Raw genomic sequence first — 21,609 nt, 5'->3', positions numbered from 1 at the left:
CTTCAAAAATCACATAAAAAATTTATTATGAAATTGACTCGTTTTTTTATCGGGCTAAGCGTTTTAACAACAAGTTTACAAGCGCAAGATTTACAAAAAGAACAACAATTAGACTCGGTTGTTATCTCTTCTACTAGAATAGATTTACCGTTTAAAGAAAATTCAAGAACTATTACTATAGTTTCTTCTTCAGATATAAAAAATAGCGCAGCTACCAATGTTGCCGATGTATTACAACAATTTGCAGGCGTAGATATAAGACGTCGTGGTACTGCTGGTAGCCAAGCAGATTTACATATTCGTGGTGGCGGATTTGACCAAACTTTACTACTTATTGATGGTATAAAAATGGACGATGCGCAAACAGGACATCACACCATGAATGCCGCTTTACCGTTAGAAGTTATAGAACGTATAGAGATTATTAAAGGTCCAGCAGCACGTGTTTTTGGACAAAACGCTTTTACTGGCGCTGTAAATATTGTAACTAAAAATAGTTTAAAAAATACGGTATCTGCAAAATTAGAAACAGGTAGTTTTGGACAATTAAATGCAGGTGTAACGGTTGGTGCAGATTTAGAAAACTCGTCACACATTGTACACATAGATAAAATGACTTCTGAAGGTTATCGCTATAACACAGATTACGATAACAGCAATTATTTTGTAAAAAGTGTTTTTAATAAGAAGAAAAAAGCGATTGAAATGATTGCAACATTTCAAGAGCGAAAATTTGGAGCTAACGGTTTTTACGCTCGCGAAAGTGCAATAGATCAATACGAAGAAACACAAAATAGTTTATTAGCATTTTCAACATCTTTTAAAACCGAAAATCTAACCATAAAACCACGTGTATATTGGAAGCGTAATCAAGATGAATACATTTACATACGTAACAATCCAACAGTCTACAGAAATCTTCATATTTCTGATAAAATAGGAACTGAAGTCAATGCGTCTTACAAGTCTAGTTTAGGTGTTACTGGCTTTGGTGTAGATTTATCTAAGGTTTATTTAAGAAGTAATAATTTAGGTAACAGACAGCGTTTTATGTCTACTTTATTTTTAGAACATAGATTTAAATTATTAGATGAAAATCTAGATATTACACCTGGTGTTGCTGTAACTTATTTTTCAGATTTTAAGTTTTATGCATTTCCTGGATTAGATCTTGGTTACCGTTTAAATAATAACTTAAAAGTCTATGGAAACATTGGTTATACTTACAGAATACCAACATATACAGACTTATATTATAGTGACCCAAGTACTCTTGGTAACGAAAATTTAGAAGTAGAAGAAGCTTTTTCTCAAGAAATAGGACTTAAATATTTGTCGTCTAAATTTTCAGTATCTGCAGCAGTTTATAATAGAGATGCTAAAAACTTAATTGACTTCGTAAGACCAAATACTTCAATTTCATTTTTTGAGGCTACGAACATTGCAGAAGTAAACACAAAAGGATTTGAGGTTGATGCGCAATATCATTTCAGCTTAAATAATTATAAGCAAACTTTTGCTGTAGGTTATAACTTTATGGAAGATAACATTTTAGATCAAAATAAAGATTTATCGCGTTATTCTTTAAACACCTTAAAACATCAATTTACATCGCGTTTAAGCACACAGTTATTTAAAAACATCACTCAAAATATTGTTTATAAGCACGCTGAGCGTACTACAGGAGACAGCTATAACGTATGGGATGCGTCTTTAGAAGCTAGATTAAAACAATTTACGCTTACCGCAACTGCAAGTAATATTTTTAATGCCGATTATATAGAAGCTGGCTTTGTACCAATGCCTCCAAGCAATGTTTTATTTGGTCTTAGATATAATTTTAACTAAGCTATAACTATAGCCTAGTTATTATTTGGTAACGTTTTATTAACTTTGCTCTCTAAATTTTTAATTTTTGAAATTAAATCTTCAAGACATACCAAGGGTTAAAACGATAACCAAAGAAGACTTTATAAAAAACTACTTCAAACCTCAAAAACCAGTGGTTATAGAAGAGTTTATTACAGATTGGCCTGCTTATTCTAAATGGAGTTTAGATTACATTAAAGAGATTGCTGGAGACAAAACTGTACCTCTTTATGATGATAGACCAGTAGATTATAAAGATGGTTTTAATGAGCCACATGCAAAAATGAAAATGAGCGAATATGTAGATTTGCTTAAACGCGAACCTACAAAATATCGTATTTTTCTGTGGAATGTTTTAAAAGAAGTCCCGCAATTGCAAAAGGATTTTAAGTTTCCTGATTTTGGATTACGTTTAATGAAAGGCTTACCAATGCTATTTTTTGGTGGTCGTGATAGCTATACGTTTATGCACTATGACATAGATTTAGCTAACATTTTTCACTTTCATTTTGAAGGAAAAAAACAATGTATTTTGTTTGACCAAAAACAGAATAAGCATTTATATAAAATACCACATTCTTTAATTACAAGAGAAGATATAGATTTTGCTAATCCAGATTTTAACAAATGGCCAGCCTTAAAAAATGCAAAAGGTTGGGTTTGTAATTTAAATCATGGTGAAGTCTTATACATGCCAGAAGGTTATTGGCACTACATGCGCTATTTAACACCTGGTTTTTCTATGAGTTTACGCGCTATTGCACGAAACCCAAAAAACTTAGGAAAAGCCATATATAACGTATTTATTATGCGAAGCATAGATAATGTTATGCGCAGAATTAAAGGTCAAAAATGGATAGATTGGAAAAACCAACAAGCCATTACAAACACAAATAAATATTTAACTAAATCTTAAAAATGAAAAAAGGATTATTAATACTTGCTTGTTTAATTACAAGTCTAGTAACTGCTCAAACTTTTGAAGGAAAAGGCGACCAAAAATTACAGATAGGTGCAAACTTTCAAGATAATGTAAACGGAATTGTACTAACTTACGATTATGGTTTAGGCGAAAACATTTCGGTTGGAATAGTTGGTGGTTATGCACTTAATTTAAACAATGGTTTAAACGCAGATTTTGAAGATAGAATAGACTTAAAGGCACGTTTTAATGCTAACTTAGGTAATGTAATTAACATTAGTGATAACTTTGATGTATATCCTGGAATTAGCTTAAGCTTAAAGAATTTTGGCGGACACCTTGGTATGCGTTATTTCTTCTCTGATGGTTTTGGATTATTTACAGAATTTGGTACTACTTTTGCCAAATATAACTCGGATGCCTTAACACCTGCAGAAAAAATAAACAATCAATTTAATGCTAATATTGGAGCTGTATTTAATTTATAGACCAATAAATCATAAAAAGAAAAGCCTTTCTCTGTTTAAGTTGAAAGGCTTTTTTTTATGGAATTAACTCGTTTACTTTATCATACACTAAATGTGTTTCCCAACCACGATAAAGCAGATAATCTATTAGTTTTTTCTTCTTTTTAAACTTATCAGGTTCTTTAATAGATTCTAGTTTCTTTTCTGCTAACTGATTAAAGGTTTTATAGTAATCACTTTCATCAATTGTTTTTATAGCTGCACTAATATTATAACTAGAAATATCTTTTCGTTTCAACTCTAATTTTAAGCGTTGTTTTCCCCACTTTTTTATATTGAATTTACCACTTACAAAAGCTTTTGCATAGCGCTCTTCATTTAAAAAATTATGTTCTAATAAATGGACTACAATATGGTCTCTAACCTCAGGTATCATTTGCATTTGTATCAATTTTTGAGTCACTTCTTTATGGCAACGTTCTTGGTACGCACAATAATGCTCTAGTTTTTTTATGGCTTCTTCTAATGTGTAAGAGTTATTCATCTATCATTTATAGTTCACTAAATTAAATAAATATTAAAAAAAGAGCACACAATATTATGTAATGATTAAATATAACTATAAATCATTGCAATTCATCGAAATAGAAATTAATCCCTTAAGAATTTTCCTATATTTCAGACTAATTAATAGTCAAAAAATACAACATGAATAAATTTCTCCTCTCTTTAATGGCATTGCTATGCCTTAATTTTTCGTTTGGGCAATGTTTAACAGATGATTTTAATTCGGGATATGGAAATTGGTCTAATGGTTCTGGCACTTATCAAAATACAACAGCAGGTCTTACGGGAAATGGAACAGGATTCAACGACACAAATGATGACATTATCACAACAACATTTGTAACAAATCCTCAAACAATAACTTTCTGGTTATCAAGATCTAGTTCGACTGCTAATAAAACTTTAAGTGTTGAGTATTCAACTTCTAACACAGGACCTTGGACAACTGTTAGAGATATTCTTGTTGGGGAAGTAACAACTACTCATCAATTATTTACTACAAGCTTAAACTTAACCGGAGACTACTATTTAAGAATAGTTATGTCCCAACGTTCAGGTGGATCTTATTATTTAGATGATGTAGAAGTTACTTGTGGAAGCGTTACTCCACCAGACATCATATTAAACTCCGCAAATCCTGCAACTGCTGCCACAAATATTATTCAAGCTGCAGACGACACTCCAATTTATGCATTTGATTTATCAGTATCTACAGCTAATGCAACATTAACAGATGTATCTTTTACAACATCGGGGTCATATGCTGCTTCAAACATTACTAATTTTAAATTATACTACTCTGCAGATGCAACTTTTAATGCAGGAACAGACACTTTACTTGATAATATAACTGCAACATTAGGACCAGGCACACATACGTTTACTGGATTTAGCCAATTAATATCTAATGGAAGTACTGGTTATTTATTTATAACTACAGATATACCATGTACTTCTACCAATGGTAACACGATACAAGTAAGTGCTTTATTAACTACAGATTTAACGTTTGTTTCTGCTGGAAGTGTAACAGGAACAGCTTACGATAGTGATACACATACTATACAAACTGCAACACCAAGTAACGTTACTGGCTTATCAACTTCTTTATGTGAAAATAATACTACAACTGTAGATTGGACTTTACCATCAGATTGTTACGATAATATTTTAGTATTTGCAACAGACTCATCTTTTTCTACAGCTACACCAACTGGTAATGGTGGTGCATATACAGCTAGCACAACTTTTGGAGCAGGAACAGCTTTTGATGGTGGATTTTGTGTTTACAAAGGAACAGGAACTACTGAAACCATAATAGCTTTAACAAACGACACTACTTATACTTATAAAATTTTTACAAGAAATGACTTAGAATGGTCTAATGGTGTAGAAGTTTCTTGTACACCTGTATTTGCTTATTGCAATGTATCTGGTGATACATCTTTTGGTACATCTATCACTAGGGTAAGTTTTTCAGATTTAGATTATAGCTCTGGCACAGGAAGTGGATATGATGACTTTACCACTGAAATAGCAAATGTAAATCAAGCAACACCATATAATCTATCTATTAACTTAGATACAGCAGGAAATTATACTGTACATGCTTTTGTTTGGATTGATTGGAATCAAGATGGCGATTTTAACGACCTAAATGAAGAATACGACCTAGGTGATGCAACAAATGTAATTGATGGCGCAACTTCTGTAAGTCCATTAACTATTACTATACCTGCAACTGCTTCTTTAGGGCAAACTAGAATGCGTGTAGCTTGTAGATATGACGTAAACCCTTCAGGACCTTGTGACGGAAGTGATGACGGTGAAATTGAAGATTACACTATTGAAGTAATAAATGCTTGTATCCCTACACACACAATAAGTAGTTTTATGCCTACTTCTGGTCCAGAAGAAAGTATTATCACAATTACAGGTACTGGATTTACAACTTCTTCTACAGTAAATTTTAATGGAACAAACGCTACAATTATTAGTCAAAATGCTACTCAATTAGTAGTTGAAGTGCCATCTGGAGCAACTACTGGAGCTATCACAATTACCGAAAGCAGTTGTCCTGTTAATTCTGCAACAGATTTTACCGTAATTGATACAACAGGTACTTGCTCTAGTGGAACAAGTTTTACAGACTTAATCATTACAGAAGTTTATGATTCTGATGGTGGAAATGGTTGGTACATGGAATTATACAACCCAACAGGAACAGCAATAAATTTAGATGCTACAGGAACTGATTTTGAAATTGAACGTTATGGAGATATTGGAGATGCTTTACCTTCAAGAACTATAGATTTAACTGGTACAGTTGCTGCACATTCTGTCTTTACATTACGAATAGGAAGCTCTACGCCTAATCCATGTTCTTCTATTTCGTTTGATTTTACAGAGTTGAATGCCGGTATCAATGAAAATGATGAAATTAGATTAACCAAAAATGGCTCACAGCATGACGTAGTACACTGCCCTAATACAATTGGATATTCAATCTTAAGAAACATAACAGGAAGTGGTCCATCAACAACCTTTACAGCTGGTGATTGGACGACAAATTTAACTGAAAGTTGTACAGATTTAGGAGTATTTACATTACCTACTAGCCTACCTACAGCTTCATCAATAAGCGACATATCTGGATGTACCGGTGCAACCTTTAGCTTTACAGCAACTGCTGGCAATTCTGGTACTTTAACTTATGCTTGGTATTATAATGATGGTGTTTCTCCAACATGGTCTACTGTAACAAACACTAGCTTTTTACCTGGTACTGTAACTGGAGAAAATTCAAACTCATTAACAATTGACGGTTTTGATTTAAATGGTTATCAATTTTATGCAGAAGTTACTGAAGATGGTACATGTTCTCAAGCAACAAATACAGCTCAAGTTAGCATGATTACTACAACTTGGTCTGCTGGGTCATGGGATAATGGTATTCCTAATCTTACCACAACAGCAATTATCAACGACACATACAATACAACTTCAAATGGAAATATAGAAGCATGTAGTCTTTATATCAATCCATCTTATGCATTAACTGTTGGTGCAAATAGTTACGTGAAAGTTCAAAATAGCATATACAATAATGGTACATTATTAGTGCAAAACGAAGGATCTGTCATTCAAATAGACAATTCTGGTATTTATGACGATTCAGGTAGTGTTGCCTCAAACCCAACAACTGTAGAAAAGTTAACCGCAGTATTAGACGCATGGTACGAGTACACCTACTGGAGTAGTCCAGTGACTAATGAAACTATAGGAAGTGCATTATTCCCATCAAGTCCGTATAGAAGATTTAGTTTTAACGCAGGTAATTTTGTAGACTCTACTTACGAGACTAACAATAACAATGCTACAGTTGTTGGTGCAGGAGTAGATGATATTGATGACGATGCTAACGACTGGCAACTTAGAGCTGCTGGAGATTTAATGACACCTGGTGTTGGTTATGCTGCAACACACTCGCCAGCTGCATACACTACAGCAACAAATTATAACTATTCTTTTAGAGGTCCATTAAATACTGGAATTATTTCTGTTCCTGTAGAAAGAAATGATACCGAAACAGGCGATACCAATTGGAATTTAATTGGTAATCCTTACCCATCTGCTATTGATGCAACATTATTTTTTAATGAAAATAATTACAGTGCAAACCCTTCAACAGGTACTTTAGATGGTGCCATATATTTATGGTCACATTCTACGCCTCCATCGGTAACTAATAACGGTAATCAACAAATTAATTTTGATCTTAACGATTATATTACACTTAACTACACTGGTTCTTCAGTAAGCGGAGTAACAAACTACATAGCATCTGGACAAGGATTTTTTGTTACATATTCTGATGCTGCTCCATCATCAAACGGAACAGTAACGTTTAACAATAGTATGCGTGTTGACGGAAATAACAATCAGTTTTTTAGAACTAGTAATGTTAACGCAAGCACTAATACTTCTGAAAATAAATTATGGCTAAAATTAACCAACGACTTTGGCTTAAAAGATAATATTATGATTGGTTACGTTAATGGCGCAACAACTGCAAACGATGGTGCTGCTTATGATGCAAAAACTAACGGAGCATATACAAAAACAATGACTTTTTACTCTTTAATCCCTGGTGACACAGAAAAATTAAGTGTACAAGGTAAAGCCATTTCCGATTTAAATATTAACGAAACTATATATATTGGTTTTCTAAACAAGATAGATATCCCAACAGTTTACACTATAAGCATTGATAATTTTGAAGGAGACTTTTTAGCAAACAATACTGCTTACATAAAAGATAATTTATTAAACACGTATCATGATTTATCCGCGAGTGCTTATTCGTTTACTTCAGAAGTTGGTGAATTTAACGACCGTTTTGAAATTGTATTTACAAACCCAACGTTAAGTATTGACCAGTTTACTTTAAATGAAATTAACACAACAATCATTTCATTACCTAATGATGACGTTAAATTTATAGCTCCTAAAAACCTAAGCATTAACTCTGTTACTATTTATGATAATTTAGGAAGAAAAGTAATTAATCTAAAAGGAAGTGAACAAACAGAAACCTATCACTTAAACACATTAAGTCAATCTGTTTACTTAGCCGAGATAGAACTTTCTAACAAGCAAAAAATCATTAAAAAGTTTATCAAAAACTAAAAAAAATGTTTTTTATCGCTAAAAACTTAAGCTTCAACTAATAAAGTTGAAGCTTTTTGTTTTAAAATAATTTATGAAATATTTTTAGCATGCTATTAATTATATATCATTAAGATGAAAAAATTTACGCTATTAATATTTTTACTAATTAACCATTTATCTTTTACTCAAATAACTGCTTGGGATACAAATGGTCTTTCAGGAAATGAAGTAACCTTTAATGCTACAACACAAGATACTAACTTAAACGTAAGTACTTTAAGTAGAGGAAGTGGTATTAGCCCTAGTAATTTAGCAGATGCATTTTCTTCAAATAATTTTACTTTAAGCAACTCTCAAGCATTAGCAATTGCTAACGATGATTATTTACAATTTAATATTTCTGCTGTTTCTGGATATAAACTTTCTTTAAGTTCTTTAGATGTCAACTTTAGAAGATCTAATACAGGTCCAGATAATTTTTTATGGAGATATAGCTTAGATGGAACAAACTTTATAGATATAGGTTCTTCTTTTGTATATAATCTAAGCCCTACAAATGGAACTGCACAAACACAAATAGATTTATCAGTAATACCTGAGTTACAAAATGTGTTTAATACAACTATTACATTTAGATTATATGCTTGGGGCGCAACAGGATCAACAGGTTCATTTTCAATTGGGAGATTATCAGGTAATGATTTAGAAATAAATGGACTAGTAGAAACACTATGTGCATCTACTGTAACATGGGACGGTATTAGCTGGTCTCCATCTGCACCAGATAGTTCAACCAACGCTATACTTACCGCTAATTACAATACTAATATAGCTGGTCAGACAAGTTTTTCTGCTTGTAGTTTAACACTAAATTCTGGAATAGAATTAACCATAGCACAAAATACATACGTTGAAGTAAACAATAATGTTACAAACAACGGTAGGATTAATATCCAAAATGAAGGATCTTTTGTTCAAGTAGAAGACACTGCAGTATACGATGATTCTGGAAGCTCCTTTCCAGAAGCTGCTGTCGTTGATAAAGAAACAGCACATTTAGAAAACTGGTATGAATACACATATTGGAGTAGTCCTGTTGCTAATGAAACTTTTGGCAATGCTTTATTTCAGTCTAGTCCTTATAGAAGGTTTCAGTTTAATGCTGCTAATTTTAGAGACTCTCAATTCGAAACATTTAATGATAATATACTTGTAAATGGAGCTGGTGTAGATGATATAGATGATAATGGTGATGATTGGTTTTTAAAATCTTCTGGAGATATCATGACTCCTGGTGTTGGTTATGCTGCAACACATTCTATCTCTTCGTTTATTTTTGGACCTAATAATTATATATACACTTTTAGAGGAACTTTAAATAATGGAGATATAACTGTTCCTATCGAAAGAAACGATGCTGAAACAGCTGATAATAACTGGAACCTTATAGGCAACCCTTATCCTTCTGCTATTGATGTAGATCTATTTTTTACTGAAAATAATTTAACATCAAACCCAACAGACGGAAAATTAACTGGTACAATCTATTTATGGTCACAAAATACCGCGCCAACAATTACTTCTAATGGTAATCAACCATTAAACTTTTCTAACAGTGATTATGCTACAATTAATGGCACCATGGAAACTGTTGGTGGTGATGGTATTACCCCAAACAGATATATCCCTTCTGGTCAAGGCTTTTTTGTATTATACGATGACGCTGCAGCTTCTGCTACAGGTACTGTAAAATTCACTAATTCTATGAGAGTTTCTGGAAACAATAATCAATTTTTCAGAGTTTCTTCAACAAATAATCCTAATAAAATCTGGTTACGTTTAACTTCAGATATTGGATTAAATAATCAAATAGGTATTGGTTATGTAGAAGGAGCAACATCTCAGAATGATGGTGGTTTTTATGATGCTAAAAAAACAGGTGCTGTGATGAATAGTTTAGCATTTTATTCCGTGATTCCTGGAGATAACAACAAGTTTGTTATCCAAGGTAAAGCAACTTCAGATTTGAATATAGATGAAGTTATTCCTCTAGGTTTTCTTACTAATATAGATGTAGCAACAATTTACACTATTTCAATTGACAATTTGGAAGGTGATTTTTTATCTAGCAACCCTATTTATCTTAAAGACAATTTAACCTCTACAATTCACGATTTAACTACAAGTGATTACAACTTTACTTCTAATGTTGGCGAGTTTAACAATCGCTTTGAGATTGTTTTCAACAATGCTAGTTTGGGTATTGATAATAAAGAAACAACTTTAAACAACCTTTCTATTATTGAGCTAGAAAATGACAATGTAATGTTTAAAGTCGGTCATAATCTTAAGATTAAAACGATTGAAATATTTGACACTTTAGGGAAGTTAATATACTCTTTTAAAGGTGATAATTACTCTGAAATTTACAATTTGAAAAATCTAAATGAAAATCTTTACATAGCTAAAGTTACATTAAACAATGGGCAAACCATAACTAAAAAGACTATAAAAAAATAAAGGCAATGTGTAAATGCTAATCCTTAAAACCAGTATTAACTAATTTTGTTAATGCTGGTTTTTTTATAGACTATATGTTAATGAAACAATTAAATTTCTTCCTGGTGCAGCAATACCAGACGAGTATGTTTTATAACGTTGGTCTGTTATATTCTCTAAAGTTGCTGTAACTGTTGTATCTTCTGCTAATTGATATTGAGTCCTAAGATTTAAGGTATACCAAGATGGGGAATAAGGGTTACCGTTTTCATCTAAAGCATAAATGTAATCTTTCTCTGTTTCTGAAGGTGCCAATTGAGTAAAAGATAATTTGTTATTATAATTTACAAAGCCATCTAATTTAAACTTATCAGATTGCCACATTAGATGTGTATCGCCAAAGTTTGGTGCTACGTGTCTTACTGGTACTTCTACACCATCTGTTTCTTCTGTACCACCAATAAAATTATATCTTGATGTTAACTTAAGTTGGTCACTAATATTCCATAAAGCAGCAAATTCAAAACCATATATCCAAGATTTTGATGCATTTTGTATAGACTGTACATTACTTAATTCGTTATTATAAATAATTTCAGTTTCTCCATTAAGGTCTCCGTCTCTTCTAACTAAAGCATTATCTAAATAGGTATAGTATGTTGCTAAATCAAACACTACCTTTTTATTAAAATTAAGTTTTAAACCTAACTCTCCATTGTATGCATACTCTGGTTTTAAATTATTATTTGGTACAACTACAGATCCTGGTTCTGAGTCAAAAACCTTACCAACATCATCAATATTTGGTGCTCTAAATGCTGTAGAGAGATTAAGTTTCCATTGTAAAATATCATTGGGTAACCATGTGATTCCTGTTGATGCTGTTAAAGCATCTGCATTGATCTTAGATTGATCAAATGGTAAATTTAAGTATTGATTATTATCAGTAAAATCTGCACTTTGTGTTACGTTATTATATCTTAAACCAGATTGTAATACAAACTTTTCGTTTGGCTTATATTTAAAATTAGCATATATAGCTGCACTATTCCATGTGGCTCCATCAGGATATCTTGACACAGTGTTTTCTGTTGTGTTATCTTCAATATTCTCTGTATATCCAATAGAATTGACTTTATTGAAAACATACTCAAAACCATAAAAAAGACTAGATTTTTTGCTTAGATCTTTTTCTAAATCTAAGTTAAAAGACAAAGCATTAACAGACTCTTCATGTATATTCCTAATTATATCTTCAAAATCTCTATCTATTCTACTTTCTTCAAAATTTTGATATGCAAATGTTGCTTTTATATTATCATAAAATGTAGCCTTACTACTTGTCTTTGTTACTTTTAAATTAGACATAAACCAACGTTGTGGCCCATAATTCCATTCTGCTGAACGCAAATTATCACCTCTATATCTAATTAATCTGTCATATCTTGGATAATCGGAAGTTGTCGTGTAAAATAATCCTAAATCAAAATCTAAGTTATCTTTTGGTTTGTATGCTACTTTTTGCATTAAATTGATTTGGTTGTAACCAGTAAATTTTTGAATTTTTGGATTATTGTTTTCAATAATTACATCTTGATTATTTTCTGTCACGACGTATTCGGGTCTTAAATACTCTGTTGGTCCATGACTACCCATACGCAAATCGTTAAAATCTGTATATGTAACATTAGTTAAGAATCCCCACTTTTTTAGACCTAAATTTACATCTAGGTGTGCAGTTTTTTCTTGATTTGCTGTAGCATATCTAAGCATTACATTACTATCTACAATTAAACTATCTGTGTAAGAAAGCTTAGGACTTTTAGTATAAAAACTCATTACGCCACCAATAGCATCGCTACCATAAATAGTTGAACCTGCACCAAGAATAACTTCAGTTTTTTCTATGGAAAGTGGATCTATAGAAATTACATTTTGAAGATTACCACCTCTAAAAATTGCGTTGTTCATCCTTACTCCATCAATACTAATTAATAATCTATTTGTAGAAAAACCACGTATCATTGGGCTACCACCACCTAACTGACTTTTCTGTATATAAACTTTACCTGTGTTTTCTAATAAATCTGCGCTAGTTTGTGGATTATTAAACTTTATTTGATCGGCGTTTACTATAGCTATGCTTTTAGGGATTTCTCGTTTATTTTGCTTAAAATTTGATGCAGATATTATAACCTCATCCAAACCTAATTGATTACTCTCTAGATAAATATAATCGGTATTAATATTTTCTTTTTTTAAAGATTTTAAATTGAAAGAAATATGTTGAAAAAAGATCAATTCTGTATCTAAAAACTTATCTAGATTAACTAAGCCATCTTCGTCTGTAACTTCTGTTGTAGTTTGATTTTTATTAAAAACAGCAACACCTGGTATTGGTGTTTTGGTTGTTTTATCTACAACTTTTACTGACTGCGCATAGGCATTTGCAAAAAAACAGAATATGAAAATGTACGTTATCTTTTTAATTAAATACATCATTTAAGATTTGTAAAGATTTAGGTTGATTAAAATTGGTTAAGTGCAAATCAAAATACTGCAACAACATTTTTAAAAACTGCTGTCTTTGTTTTGAGTTGATTTTTATTTGATTTAACGCATCAAAATCTGTGCCTAGAAGCTGTTTTAAGAGTGTTAAATTTTCTCCAGAAATACAGTGCTTTGAATTGTTTATGTATTGAAATTGACCTTCTAAAAGATTAAAAAAATCTGCATCAACTTCAGAATCATCAGGATAAAAACCTAGATACTTCGTTAATTCTAAAAGAAATAATAGATGAGCGTTAGATATTTGACTACTTTCATCTAACCACATAAAAGAGGTCTCTAAATAATTAAACAATGGTGTGTTTTGCTCTTCTTCTTTAAGTGCTTGAGATAAGATTTCGGCTAAAAACATTGCAATAGCGCTTTTAACAATATTGGTATGCAAACTACTATATAGAAAGCTTGTTTTTAAATCTTTTATATACTGTAAAGACCTATTATCTTTATGGTCTGTTTCTAATTCTAATAAAGATAATGGTTGAAAATAGGCTGTTTTCTTATTATTCTTTTTAGACTTTAAAACACCTTTTAAAATATAACTGACTATACCATGATTATAGGTATAGCATTTTACTATTAAATCGTTGTCTTTAAATCTTATTTTAGAAAGAACTATGGCTTTTGTTTTGGTTTGCATTACCTAACCACCATTAATTTAAGCACTTTGGTTTCTAATGTATCAAGATCGTTTAACATGACTAGATACACGCCAGAAGCCACAACATCTCCAGCTAGATTTTTTCCATTCCATAATGCTGTACCACCATCAATTTCAAGATTATAACCTTTAAACCTGCCGTTTGTATTAGACTCTGCTTCTGCTACAAGATTACCTTCAATATCTGTAATCTTAATATTAACGTTTTCTGAAATGTCTCTTATTTTTATTTTTTCTGAAACCATATCAAACGTAGGTCTAACTGGGTTTGGAAACACAAAAGCATCCTCTAAAGTAGTTTTTGGTTTTGATGCTTCTGACTTAAAAGATAATAGACCTTTTTCTGTAGCTATGTAGACAATACCATTTTCTTCATCCAATGCTACATCTAAAACATCATTACTTGGTAGTGGTGAGTTGTCTTTTGTAAAGTGATATATGGTTTGTTGACCATCTGATGAGAAATAATACAAACCAGTATCTAATGTTGCTATCCATTTATTGTTAGAACCATCTACTTCAATATCTGTTACAAATTGTTGAAAAAGCAGCTCACTAGCTTCTCCATTATCTAAAACCACTATATTATCTACTTCTGGATTTTCTAAAAAGCTTTGTGTATTGTAAACAACTCTTATCCCTTTATCCATACCAATCCATAATTGCCCATTTCTGTCTAATGCTAAAGTTCTTATGTTTGGAGAAGGCATTCCTTCTTCTTCCTCACTTATATTAACTATTGTTGGATTATTACTGCTATTAGGTACACATGCTATTACACCATAGTGAGAACTACCAGAAAATATTGTTCCGTTATTATCAAAAACCATTGAAGAAAATCCTAAATTACTTGTTGCGGGATCTATTAGAGCTTGGTAGTTATAAGATGTCCATTGACCGTTTTCTGATAGTTTATTAAGAGTTTCGTTAACACGTCCATTATAAACATAAAAATTACCTTGATCATCAAAAGCTGAATTTAAAATCAAATAAACCGAACCAAATAAAGGCACCAAACTACTATTACTTTGGTTAAACACATTAACTACTTCTTCATTTTGTATATTTATAACCCCTGAATAGTATGAACTTACATACACATTGCTACTATTAAATGGATCTATTGTAAGATAGGACAAGTACCATGGATTTGTTACGTTTTGAGCTAAAGAATCATACGTTATATTTCGCCATTCATCATTTATAAAATGGCTAATACCTTCTCTTCTTACTCCGCCATTAAAATTATAAGATATTGAATAACCTCCATGTATTCCCCAGATTTGTCCTTCTTGATATTTTAATTTAAAAAATCTATTTCGTAATGGACTTTCTGGATGAATTTCTTCAAAATTTTCTGGATCAGAAAAACTGGTTTTTAAAATTCCAAAAGCTGGTTGTCCTGTATTTTCAATTCTATTTGTTCCAACAAACAATTCTTCTGATACAGATATACTTGTACTAAAATTTGGATTAAAATCTGTTGTTGTTGCTGCATTGACTAACTGATCAAAATTACTACTGTAAACAAAAGATTGCTTAGTTATTGTAACTGACAAACGGTTGTCGTTACTTTTAAAACCAACTATATCTTGTGGGTAAGCAACTTTTTGGATTAAGTTACCATTAACAACTTCATAAACTCTTCTATTAGAATTAGCTATGTATAGTCTATCTTCAACATTTTGAACACCTAACCAATTTCCGTTATTTAAACTTTCCCATTCTTGATAATCAATTAAATTAGGGTTATCTAAACTTGCTCTATACAATCTTTGCTCTGTTGCTGCATATATATAATTGTTAAACATTGTTGTCTGTCTAACTTTTAATTGTGAACCATTTGGACCTATGTAATATGTATCTCCAAACTCTAAAGCATTAATATCGTATACTGATATACCATAATCTGTTGAGATATAAACCAAATCTTGATTTCTAAAAAATTGATTTATACCTTTATTATTTGGCGGAATTGTTGGTTTATCTAAAATATCAACTACTGTTAAAAAGGTTCTATTTACCTGATCATAAATTTGCATTAGGCCATTTTCAAACCCTAATAACAGCAAATCTTGGTCTTCTATATATAAGATGGCACTTATAGTCTCTCCTGACAAACCATTAATAGTAGAAAGTTTTTCTATTTGATAGGTATTAATATCATATGTAAAAATAGTGTTTTCTGCAGCTACATATAATTTATCTAAACCTGGTGATACATCTTTAATTTCCAGATAAGAATAATGTTCTGACCAAGCATCTTCAAAGTTTTGACAGTAACTTATTTTTATAAAAAAAAATAAAAAAATAAATATCAGAGGTTTAATGTACCGCATTAAAACAAAGTTTGGGTTGCTAGAATAAAACCCAAAAGTACTATATTTTATTGTATTTTAGACCTCAATAATTTTAGTCTTGTGTTATTTAGTAGCCCTATATTTTTATTTCTATTTCTTCCTTTTTCTTTAGCTCTATATTATTTAGCTCCAAAGAAAATGAAAAACATCATTCTTTTGGTTTTAAGTTTAGGGTTTTATACTTGGGGAGAAAAACAGATGGTTATTTTGATACTATTATCTTCATTAGTTGATTATAGTTCTGGATTAATCATTAATTCAGGGAAAAAAAAGATAGGTTTAGTATTATCTATAGTATTTAATCTAAGCATTTTAATCTACTTTAAATACTCTAACTTTATTATTTCTAATATTAATAATAACTTAATTACAAATGTAGTTTTACCTATAGGAATCAGTTTTTACACATTTCAAACAATGTCTTATACTATAGATGTTTACAGAGGTAACATAAAAGCCAATAAAAACTTTATTGACTTTACGATGTATGTTACTTTGTTTCCTCAATTAATTGCAGGACCAATTGTAAGATACTCTCAAGTTCAAAAACAATTAAGAGAAAGAAAAACAAACGCTAAACAGTTTGCTACCGGTGTAGAAAGGTTTATTATTGGTTTAGCAAAAAAAATGCTAATTGCTAATAATTGTGCTTTTTTTGCAGACGCAGCATTTAGTCTATCCCAAAATCAATCTTCTGCATTAATTGCATGGATAGGTATTATAGCTTACACTTTACAAATATTTTTTGATTTTTCAGGGTATTCTGATATGGCTATAGGTTTAGGTAAAATGTTTGGCTTTAATTTTCCAGAAAATTTTAATTATCCATACATCTCTAAATCTATAAAAGAATTTTGGCGACGTTGGCACATAACTTTATCACAATGGTTTAGAGATTATTTATACATCTCTTTAGGCGGAAATAGAAAAGGAAACCATAGAACATATATAAATTTAATCATAGTTTTTTTCTTAACAGGCTTATGGCATGGTGCCAATTGGACATTTATAGTTTGGGGATTGTTTCATGGTTTATTTTTAATTATTGAGAGAATTGGTTTTGAATCTTTTTTAAAAAAACAAAGTACTTGGATTGCTCATTTTTACACATTACTTATAGTTATTGTTGGATGGGTAATTTTTAGAAGTGAAAATCTAAATCAAGCAATTAATTACACATATACCCTATTTGATTTTAAAACACCTTTAAATACTGGCTTTTTAAACTTTTACCTAACCAAAGAAGTGATTACAGCATTAATAGTAGGGATAATATTATCTACACCTGTTTATCAAAAAATAAAATTATATTTTAATAATTTAAAAGATAACAACAGCATTTACAATCTAAGTGTTTTGTGCTATAACGTAGGATTAATCTTCTTATTTGCTCTCTGTTTTTATTATATAGCTACAGAAGCTTACAACCCATTTATCTACTTTAGATTTTAAAATGAATAATATCTATAACATAAAAAATAAACTTTTTATAGCAGTATTTTTACTGTTATTAATTGTACCTAATTTAGTTTTAATTTTTGGAGTGGAATCTAAAATTGGTGATAACGAAAATTTAAAGTTTAAAGAATTTCCTAAAATTGATATAAAAAAACCTATACAAAGTCTATCCAATTTTAAAAGTTATTACTTAGGCAATTTTGGTCTTAAAAAAACAACTGTTAATCAATACATCAATTTTAAAGAAACTATTTTAAAAGAAGAACCTTTACCAAATTATAATTTAACAGGCAAAGATGGTTGGTATTTTTTAGGCAATCATTATAATAATGTTTTTTATAATTCTTTTGGGATGACTGGTGACAATAAAACAAAAGAAATTATTAATTACTTAAACAGAATCAATCAATATCTAAATTCAAAAAACATAAAATTCTATGTTATATTTCCGCCTAATAAACATAGTATTTATTCTGAATATTTACCATTTCAATTAGAGAAAAAAGAAACTCTTTATAGTCACTTAAAAAGAGAGTTAGAAAAAAACTCAACAGCTCAATTAATAGATTTACATTCTGTTTTACTAAAAGAAAAAAAAGAAAACCAATTATATTACAAAACAGATTCTCATTGGAATGATTTAGGGGCTTTTATAGCTTATCAACACATTATAGATTATATCAAAAAAGATATATCCATTCAAAAACTAGAACTTAAGGATTATAAAGTTTCTACAGATTTCAAAGTTTTAGGAGACAATACTCAAATGGTAAACATTAAAGAAAAAACAGAAGTTATAAATTTCGAAAAAAAGACACCTTCCAAAATAGAAGTTTTATCAGATGACCAGAAATTTCTTCATTTTAAAAATGAAAGTAAAGATTATAAGTTAATACTTTATAGAGATTCTTTTTCTAATGCTCTAATACCTTTTTTTAACGAAACCTTTGAAGATGCTATATACATAAGAAACTTTAAAATCAATAAAAGAGATATTGAAAATAATAACCCTGATATTGTTATTTTAGAATTGGTTGAAAGAAATATAAATTACCTTGGTAAAGCTGACTTAAAATAAAAAAACCGCCTTATAGGCGGTTTTTATTTATTAGTTATGTGATATTTAATTTACACCAAACCTTGTGCTAACATAGCGTCTGCCACCTTAACAAAACCAGCAATATTAGCTCCTTTTACGTAGTCTACGGTACCATCATCATTTTTACCATATTCTACACAAGATGCATGAATATCATCCATAATTTGATTTAATTTAGCATCTACCTCTTCTCTAGTCCAATTGTATCTTAAAGAGTTTTGACTCATTTCTAAACCTGAAGTTGCTACTCCACCAGCGTTAGATGCTTTTCCAGGAGAGAATAATACTTTTGCTTTTTGTAACACTTCAATAGCTTCTGGAGTAGTTGGCATATTTGCACCTTCTGCAACTGCTATTACATTATTATTAACTAAAGCTTCAGCTTCTTCTTTATTTAACTCATTTTGTGTAGCACATGGCATAGCCACATCACAGTTTACAGACCAAGGTCTTTCTCCTTCATGGAAGGTAGCAGACGGATACTTTTCTGTATACTCGTGGATACGTCCACGTTTAACATTTTTAAGCTCCATAATAAATGCTAATTTTTCTTCATTTATACCATCTTTATCATGGATATACCCAGAAGAATCAGACATTGTTACTACTTTACCTCCTAATTGCGTTGCTTTTTCGCAAGCATATTGAGCAACGTTACCAGATCCAGAAATAACAACTGTTTTACCTTCAAAAGAATCGTTTTTAGTTGCTAGCATATTTTTTGCAAAATATACACAACCATAACCTGTTGCTTCTGGTCTAATTAATGATCCTCCGTATGATAATCCTTTACCAGTTAATACTCCTGTAAATTCGTTTTTTAATCTTTTATATTGACCAAACATATAACCTATTTCTCTTGCTCCTACACCAATATCTCCTGCAGGAACATCTGTATTTGGTCCAATATGTCTGTATAATTCAGACATGTAGGACTGGCAAAAACGCATTACTTCGTTATCACTTTTACCTTTTGGGTTAAAGTCACTTCCTCCTTTTCCTCCACCCATTGGTAAAGTCGTTAAAGAGTTTTTAAAAACTTGTTCAAACCCTAAAAACTTTAAAATACTTAAGTTTACAGAAGGATGAAAACGTAAACCACCTTTGTATGGACCTATTGCCGAGTTAAACTCTACACGGTAACCTCTATTTACTTGTGGCTGTCCTTTATCATCAACCCATGGAACTCTAAAGATTATTGTACGCTCTGGCTCTACCATACGCTCTAACAATAACTTATCTTGATACTTTGGGTTCTCTTCTATAAACGGAATTACAGTCTCTGCAACTTCGTGTACAGCTTGTAAAAATTCTGGTTCATGACCATTATTTGCTTTTACTTGATCTAAAAATGCTTCTATTTTTTGTTTCATTATTACAATAAAATTATGACTCTTTTATTTTAAGTGCCAAATTGCACTGCAAATATACATTATCTTTAAGTATTTACGTCACATTTTTAAAATTTCGCAAACGTTTTAGTAAGTTTCTTATTTTAAGAAATAATTATATTTAGTTCATTTTATCCTTATTATTTGTATGTTAATCGTGATTTCATATATTTGTTGGATATTTAGCCTCTAAAATAAAAGCCTTATTATGCTTAACCATAAACAATTAACACTGTTTTTATTAGTTATCTTAACTAGTACTACCGCATTTTCTCAGTTAGGCTTCTCACACGAAATTGGTGTCATTACTGGTCCTGTTGCCTTTAAATCTGATTTTGGAGAACGTTTAGATCCCGAAACTAACACTGGCAACTCTGGTATTGGAATTGGATTAGTACACTACATAAACTTTGCTTATCGTGCAGATTGTAACTGTTACACTACAGACAATTTTTTTAATGATCACTTTAAACTTAGAACAGAAATTTCTTGGAATAAAACTAAATTAAATCATTTAGGTGAATGGGTACAACCTTACAGAAATAGTGTTGAAGCTCAAAAACTTAGAGCTCATACTGGTGAGGCAAATAACTTAGATATTGGTATGCAATTAGAATACTTTCCTTTAAGTATTCGTTCTTTTCAAGCTTTTGGTTATAAGTTTGCTCCTTTTGTAAGTCTTGGCGCTCATTACGTATCTTATAACCCTAAAGTATATACAAATTACGGGGACCAAAGTGTAACTAATATGAATAACTTTTATTCCCCTTGGTACGCTACTAACCCTAATTTAGATGCAGATTTCCCTAAACCTGTAGATCCTTCTTCTGGTAGCACGTGGTCTGTTGTTTCTAGTATTGGCGTTAGGTATAAACTAACTATGGTTTCTGATTTAATGTTAGACCTTCGTGGTCAATACTATTTTAACGATTGGATTGATGGTTTAAATCACGACCTAAACTCTAACAAGTATAACGATTGGTTAGTATGGTTAAACTTTGGTTATATCTACTATTTAGATTAAAAAACAAACAAAATATATCATAAAAAAAGCCAACTAATTAAGTTGGCTTTTTTTAT

The 21,609-nt window shown here is 30.8% G+C and carries 13 protein-coding genes; 8 read left to right on the top strand and 5 right to left on the bottom strand.

The genetic code is table 11. The annotated features are described in order from the left end of the window. Nucleotides 1-27: 27 nt before the first annotated feature. The 3 genes from ACEQT4_RS02720 to ACEQT4_RS02710 all read left to right on the top strand — a co-directional run bounded on the left by ACEQT4_RS02720 (nucleotide 28) and on the right by ACEQT4_RS02710 (nucleotide 3,279). Nucleotides 28-1,848: a TonB-dependent receptor plug domain-containing protein gene (locus ACEQT4_RS02720; RefSeq protein ID WP_370225898.1), complete on the top strand. Its 1,821-nt coding sequence runs from the start codon at nucleotides 28-30 to the stop codon at nucleotides 1,846-1,848. A 67-nt stretch (nucleotides 1,849-1,915) separates the two neighbouring features. Then, nucleotides 1,916-2,785, top strand: coding sequence for a cupin-like domain-containing protein (locus ACEQT4_RS02715; protein ID WP_027879627.1), 870 nt, complete (start codon nucleotides 1,916-1,918; stop codon nucleotides 2,783-2,785). Nucleotides 2,786-2,787: 2 nt separating this feature from the next. After that, nucleotides 2,788-3,279, top strand: coding sequence for a DUF6646 family protein (locus ACEQT4_RS02710; RefSeq protein WP_370225896.1), 492 nt, complete (start codon nucleotides 2,788-2,790; stop codon nucleotides 3,277-3,279). A gap of 55 nt (nucleotides 3,280-3,334) precedes the next feature. On the opposite strand, the gene ACEQT4_RS02705 is transcribed toward ACEQT4_RS02710, so the two are convergent. Beyond that, entirely contained in the window at nucleotides 3,335-3,802 is a 468-nt protein-coding gene (locus ACEQT4_RS02705; protein ID WP_370225895.1) for a regulatory protein RecX, read from the bottom strand. Between the two features lie 164 nt (nucleotides 3,803-3,966). On the opposite strand from ACEQT4_RS02705, the gene ACEQT4_RS02700 reads away from it, so the two are divergent. After that, a complete protein-coding gene (locus ACEQT4_RS02700) occupies nucleotides 3,967-8,514 on the top strand; it encodes a beta strand repeat-containing protein (protein WP_370225894.1) in 4,548 nt (1,515 codons plus the stop codon). A gap of 114 nt (nucleotides 8,515-8,628) precedes the next feature. Next, a complete protein-coding gene (locus tag ACEQT4_RS02695; protein WP_370225893.1) occupies nucleotides 8,629-11,016 on the top strand; it encodes a T9SS type A sorting domain-containing protein in 2,388 nt (795 codons plus the stop codon). A 63-nt stretch (nucleotides 11,017-11,079) separates the two neighbouring features. Here the strand turns inward: ACEQT4_RS02695 and ACEQT4_RS02690 are convergent, their stop codons facing one another. Genes ACEQT4_RS02690 through ACEQT4_RS02680 form a run of 3 tightly spaced genes read right to left on the bottom strand, consistent with a single transcriptional unit; the run spans nucleotide 11,080 to nucleotide 16,560 of the window. Next, nucleotides 11,080-13,497 carry a TonB-dependent receptor domain-containing protein gene (locus ACEQT4_RS02690; RefSeq protein WP_370225892.1) on the bottom strand — a complete coding sequence of 806 codons (2,418 nt, stop codon included), beginning with the start codon at nucleotides 13,495-13,497 and terminating at the stop codon, nucleotides 11,080-11,082. Continuing rightward, nucleotides 13,481-14,200 carry a DNA repair protein RecO gene (gene recO, locus ACEQT4_RS02685; protein ID WP_370225891.1) on the bottom strand — a complete coding sequence of 240 codons (720 nt, stop codon included), beginning with the start codon at nucleotides 14,198-14,200 and terminating at the stop codon, nucleotides 13,481-13,483. The genes ACEQT4_RS02690 and recO overlap by 17 nt, the downstream gene beginning before the upstream one ends. Further along, complete coding sequence (locus tag ACEQT4_RS02680) at nucleotides 14,200-16,560, bottom strand: two-component regulator propeller domain-containing protein (RefSeq protein ID WP_370225890.1); 2,361 nt, start codon at nucleotides 16,558-16,560, stop codon at nucleotides 14,200-14,202. The genes recO and ACEQT4_RS02680 overlap by 1 nt, the downstream gene beginning before the upstream one ends. Nucleotides 16,561-16,719: 159 nt before the next feature. On the opposite strand from ACEQT4_RS02680, the gene ACEQT4_RS02675 reads away from it, so the two are divergent. Then, nucleotides 16,720-18,033, top strand: coding sequence for an MBOAT family protein (locus ACEQT4_RS02675; RefSeq protein ID WP_370225889.1), 1,314 nt, complete (start codon nucleotides 16,720-16,722; stop codon nucleotides 18,031-18,033). 1 nt (nucleotide 18,034) lies between these two features. Then, nucleotides 18,035-19,117, top strand: coding sequence for a hypothetical protein (locus ACEQT4_RS02670; protein ID WP_370225888.1), 1,083 nt, complete (start codon nucleotides 18,035-18,037; stop codon nucleotides 19,115-19,117). A 50-nt stretch (nucleotides 19,118-19,167) separates the two neighbouring features. Here the strand turns inward: ACEQT4_RS02670 and gdhA are convergent, their stop codons facing one another. Beyond that, nucleotides 19,168-20,511 (bottom strand): NADP-specific glutamate dehydrogenase, encoded by a 1,344-nt coding sequence (gene gdhA / locus ACEQT4_RS02665; protein WP_370225886.1) that lies wholly within the window; start codon nucleotides 20,509-20,511, stop codon nucleotides 19,168-19,170. 226 nt (nucleotides 20,512-20,737) lie between these two features. Between gdhA and ACEQT4_RS02660 the strand changes: the two genes are divergently transcribed. Continuing rightward, on the top strand, nucleotides 20,738-21,553 hold the full coding sequence (locus ACEQT4_RS02660) for a hypothetical protein (RefSeq protein WP_027879638.1): 816 nt from the start codon (nucleotides 20,738-20,740) through the stop codon (nucleotides 21,551-21,553). The last annotated feature ends 56 nt before the right edge of the window (nucleotides 21,554-21,609 follow it).

This window comes from Mesoflavibacter sp., from assembly GCF_964226795.1.
In the GTDB taxonomy this organism is placed as follows: Bacteria; Bacteroidota; Bacteroidia; order Flavobacteriales; family Flavobacteriaceae; genus Mesoflavibacter; species Mesoflavibacter zeaxanthinifaciens.
Note: the sequence above shows the minus strand (reverse complement) of the source record. Positions and strands in the feature narration are given on the sequence as shown.

Bases quoted from the DNA above. Each gene is read 5' to 3' on its own strand.
- ACEQT4_RS02700 (WP_370225894.1), top strand. From the start codon at position 3,967: ATGAATAAATTTCTCCTCTCTTTAATGGCATTGCTATGCCTTAATTTT.
- ACEQT4_RS02680 (WP_370225890.1), bottom strand. From the start codon at position 16,560: ATGCGGTACATTAAACCTCTGATATTTATTTTTTTATTTTTTTTTATA.
- ACEQT4_RS02710 (WP_370225896.1), top strand. From the start codon at position 2,788: ATGAAAAAAGGATTATTAATACTTGCTTGTTTAATTACAAGTCTAGTA.
- recO (WP_370225891.1), bottom strand. From the start codon at position 14,200: ATGCAAACCAAAACAAAAGCCATAGTTCTTTCTAAAATAAGATTTAAA.
- ACEQT4_RS02660 (WP_027879638.1), top strand. From the start codon at position 20,738: ATGCTTAACCATAAACAATTAACACTGTTTTTATTAGTTATCTTAACT.
- ACEQT4_RS02670 (WP_370225888.1), top strand. From the start codon at position 18,035: ATGAATAATATCTATAACATAAAAAATAAACTTTTTATAGCAGTATTT.
- gdhA (WP_370225886.1), bottom strand. From the start codon at position 20,511: ATGAAACAAAAAATAGAAGCATTTTTAGATCAAGTAAAAGCAAATAAT.
- ACEQT4_RS02695 (WP_370225893.1), top strand. From the start codon at position 8,629: ATGAAAAAATTTACGCTATTAATATTTTTACTAATTAACCATTTATCT.
- ACEQT4_RS02720 (WP_370225898.1), top strand. From the start codon at position 28: ATGAAATTGACTCGTTTTTTTATCGGGCTAAGCGTTTTAACAACAAGT.
- ACEQT4_RS02675 (WP_370225889.1), top strand. From the start codon at position 16,720: ATGAAAAACATCATTCTTTTGGTTTTAAGTTTAGGGTTTTATACTTGG.
- ACEQT4_RS02690 (WP_370225892.1), bottom strand. From the start codon at position 13,497: ATGATGTATTTAATTAAAAAGATAACGTACATTTTCATATTCTGTTTT.
- ACEQT4_RS02705 (WP_370225895.1), bottom strand. From the start codon at position 3,802: ATGAATAACTCTTACACATTAGAAGAAGCCATAAAAAAACTAGAGCAT.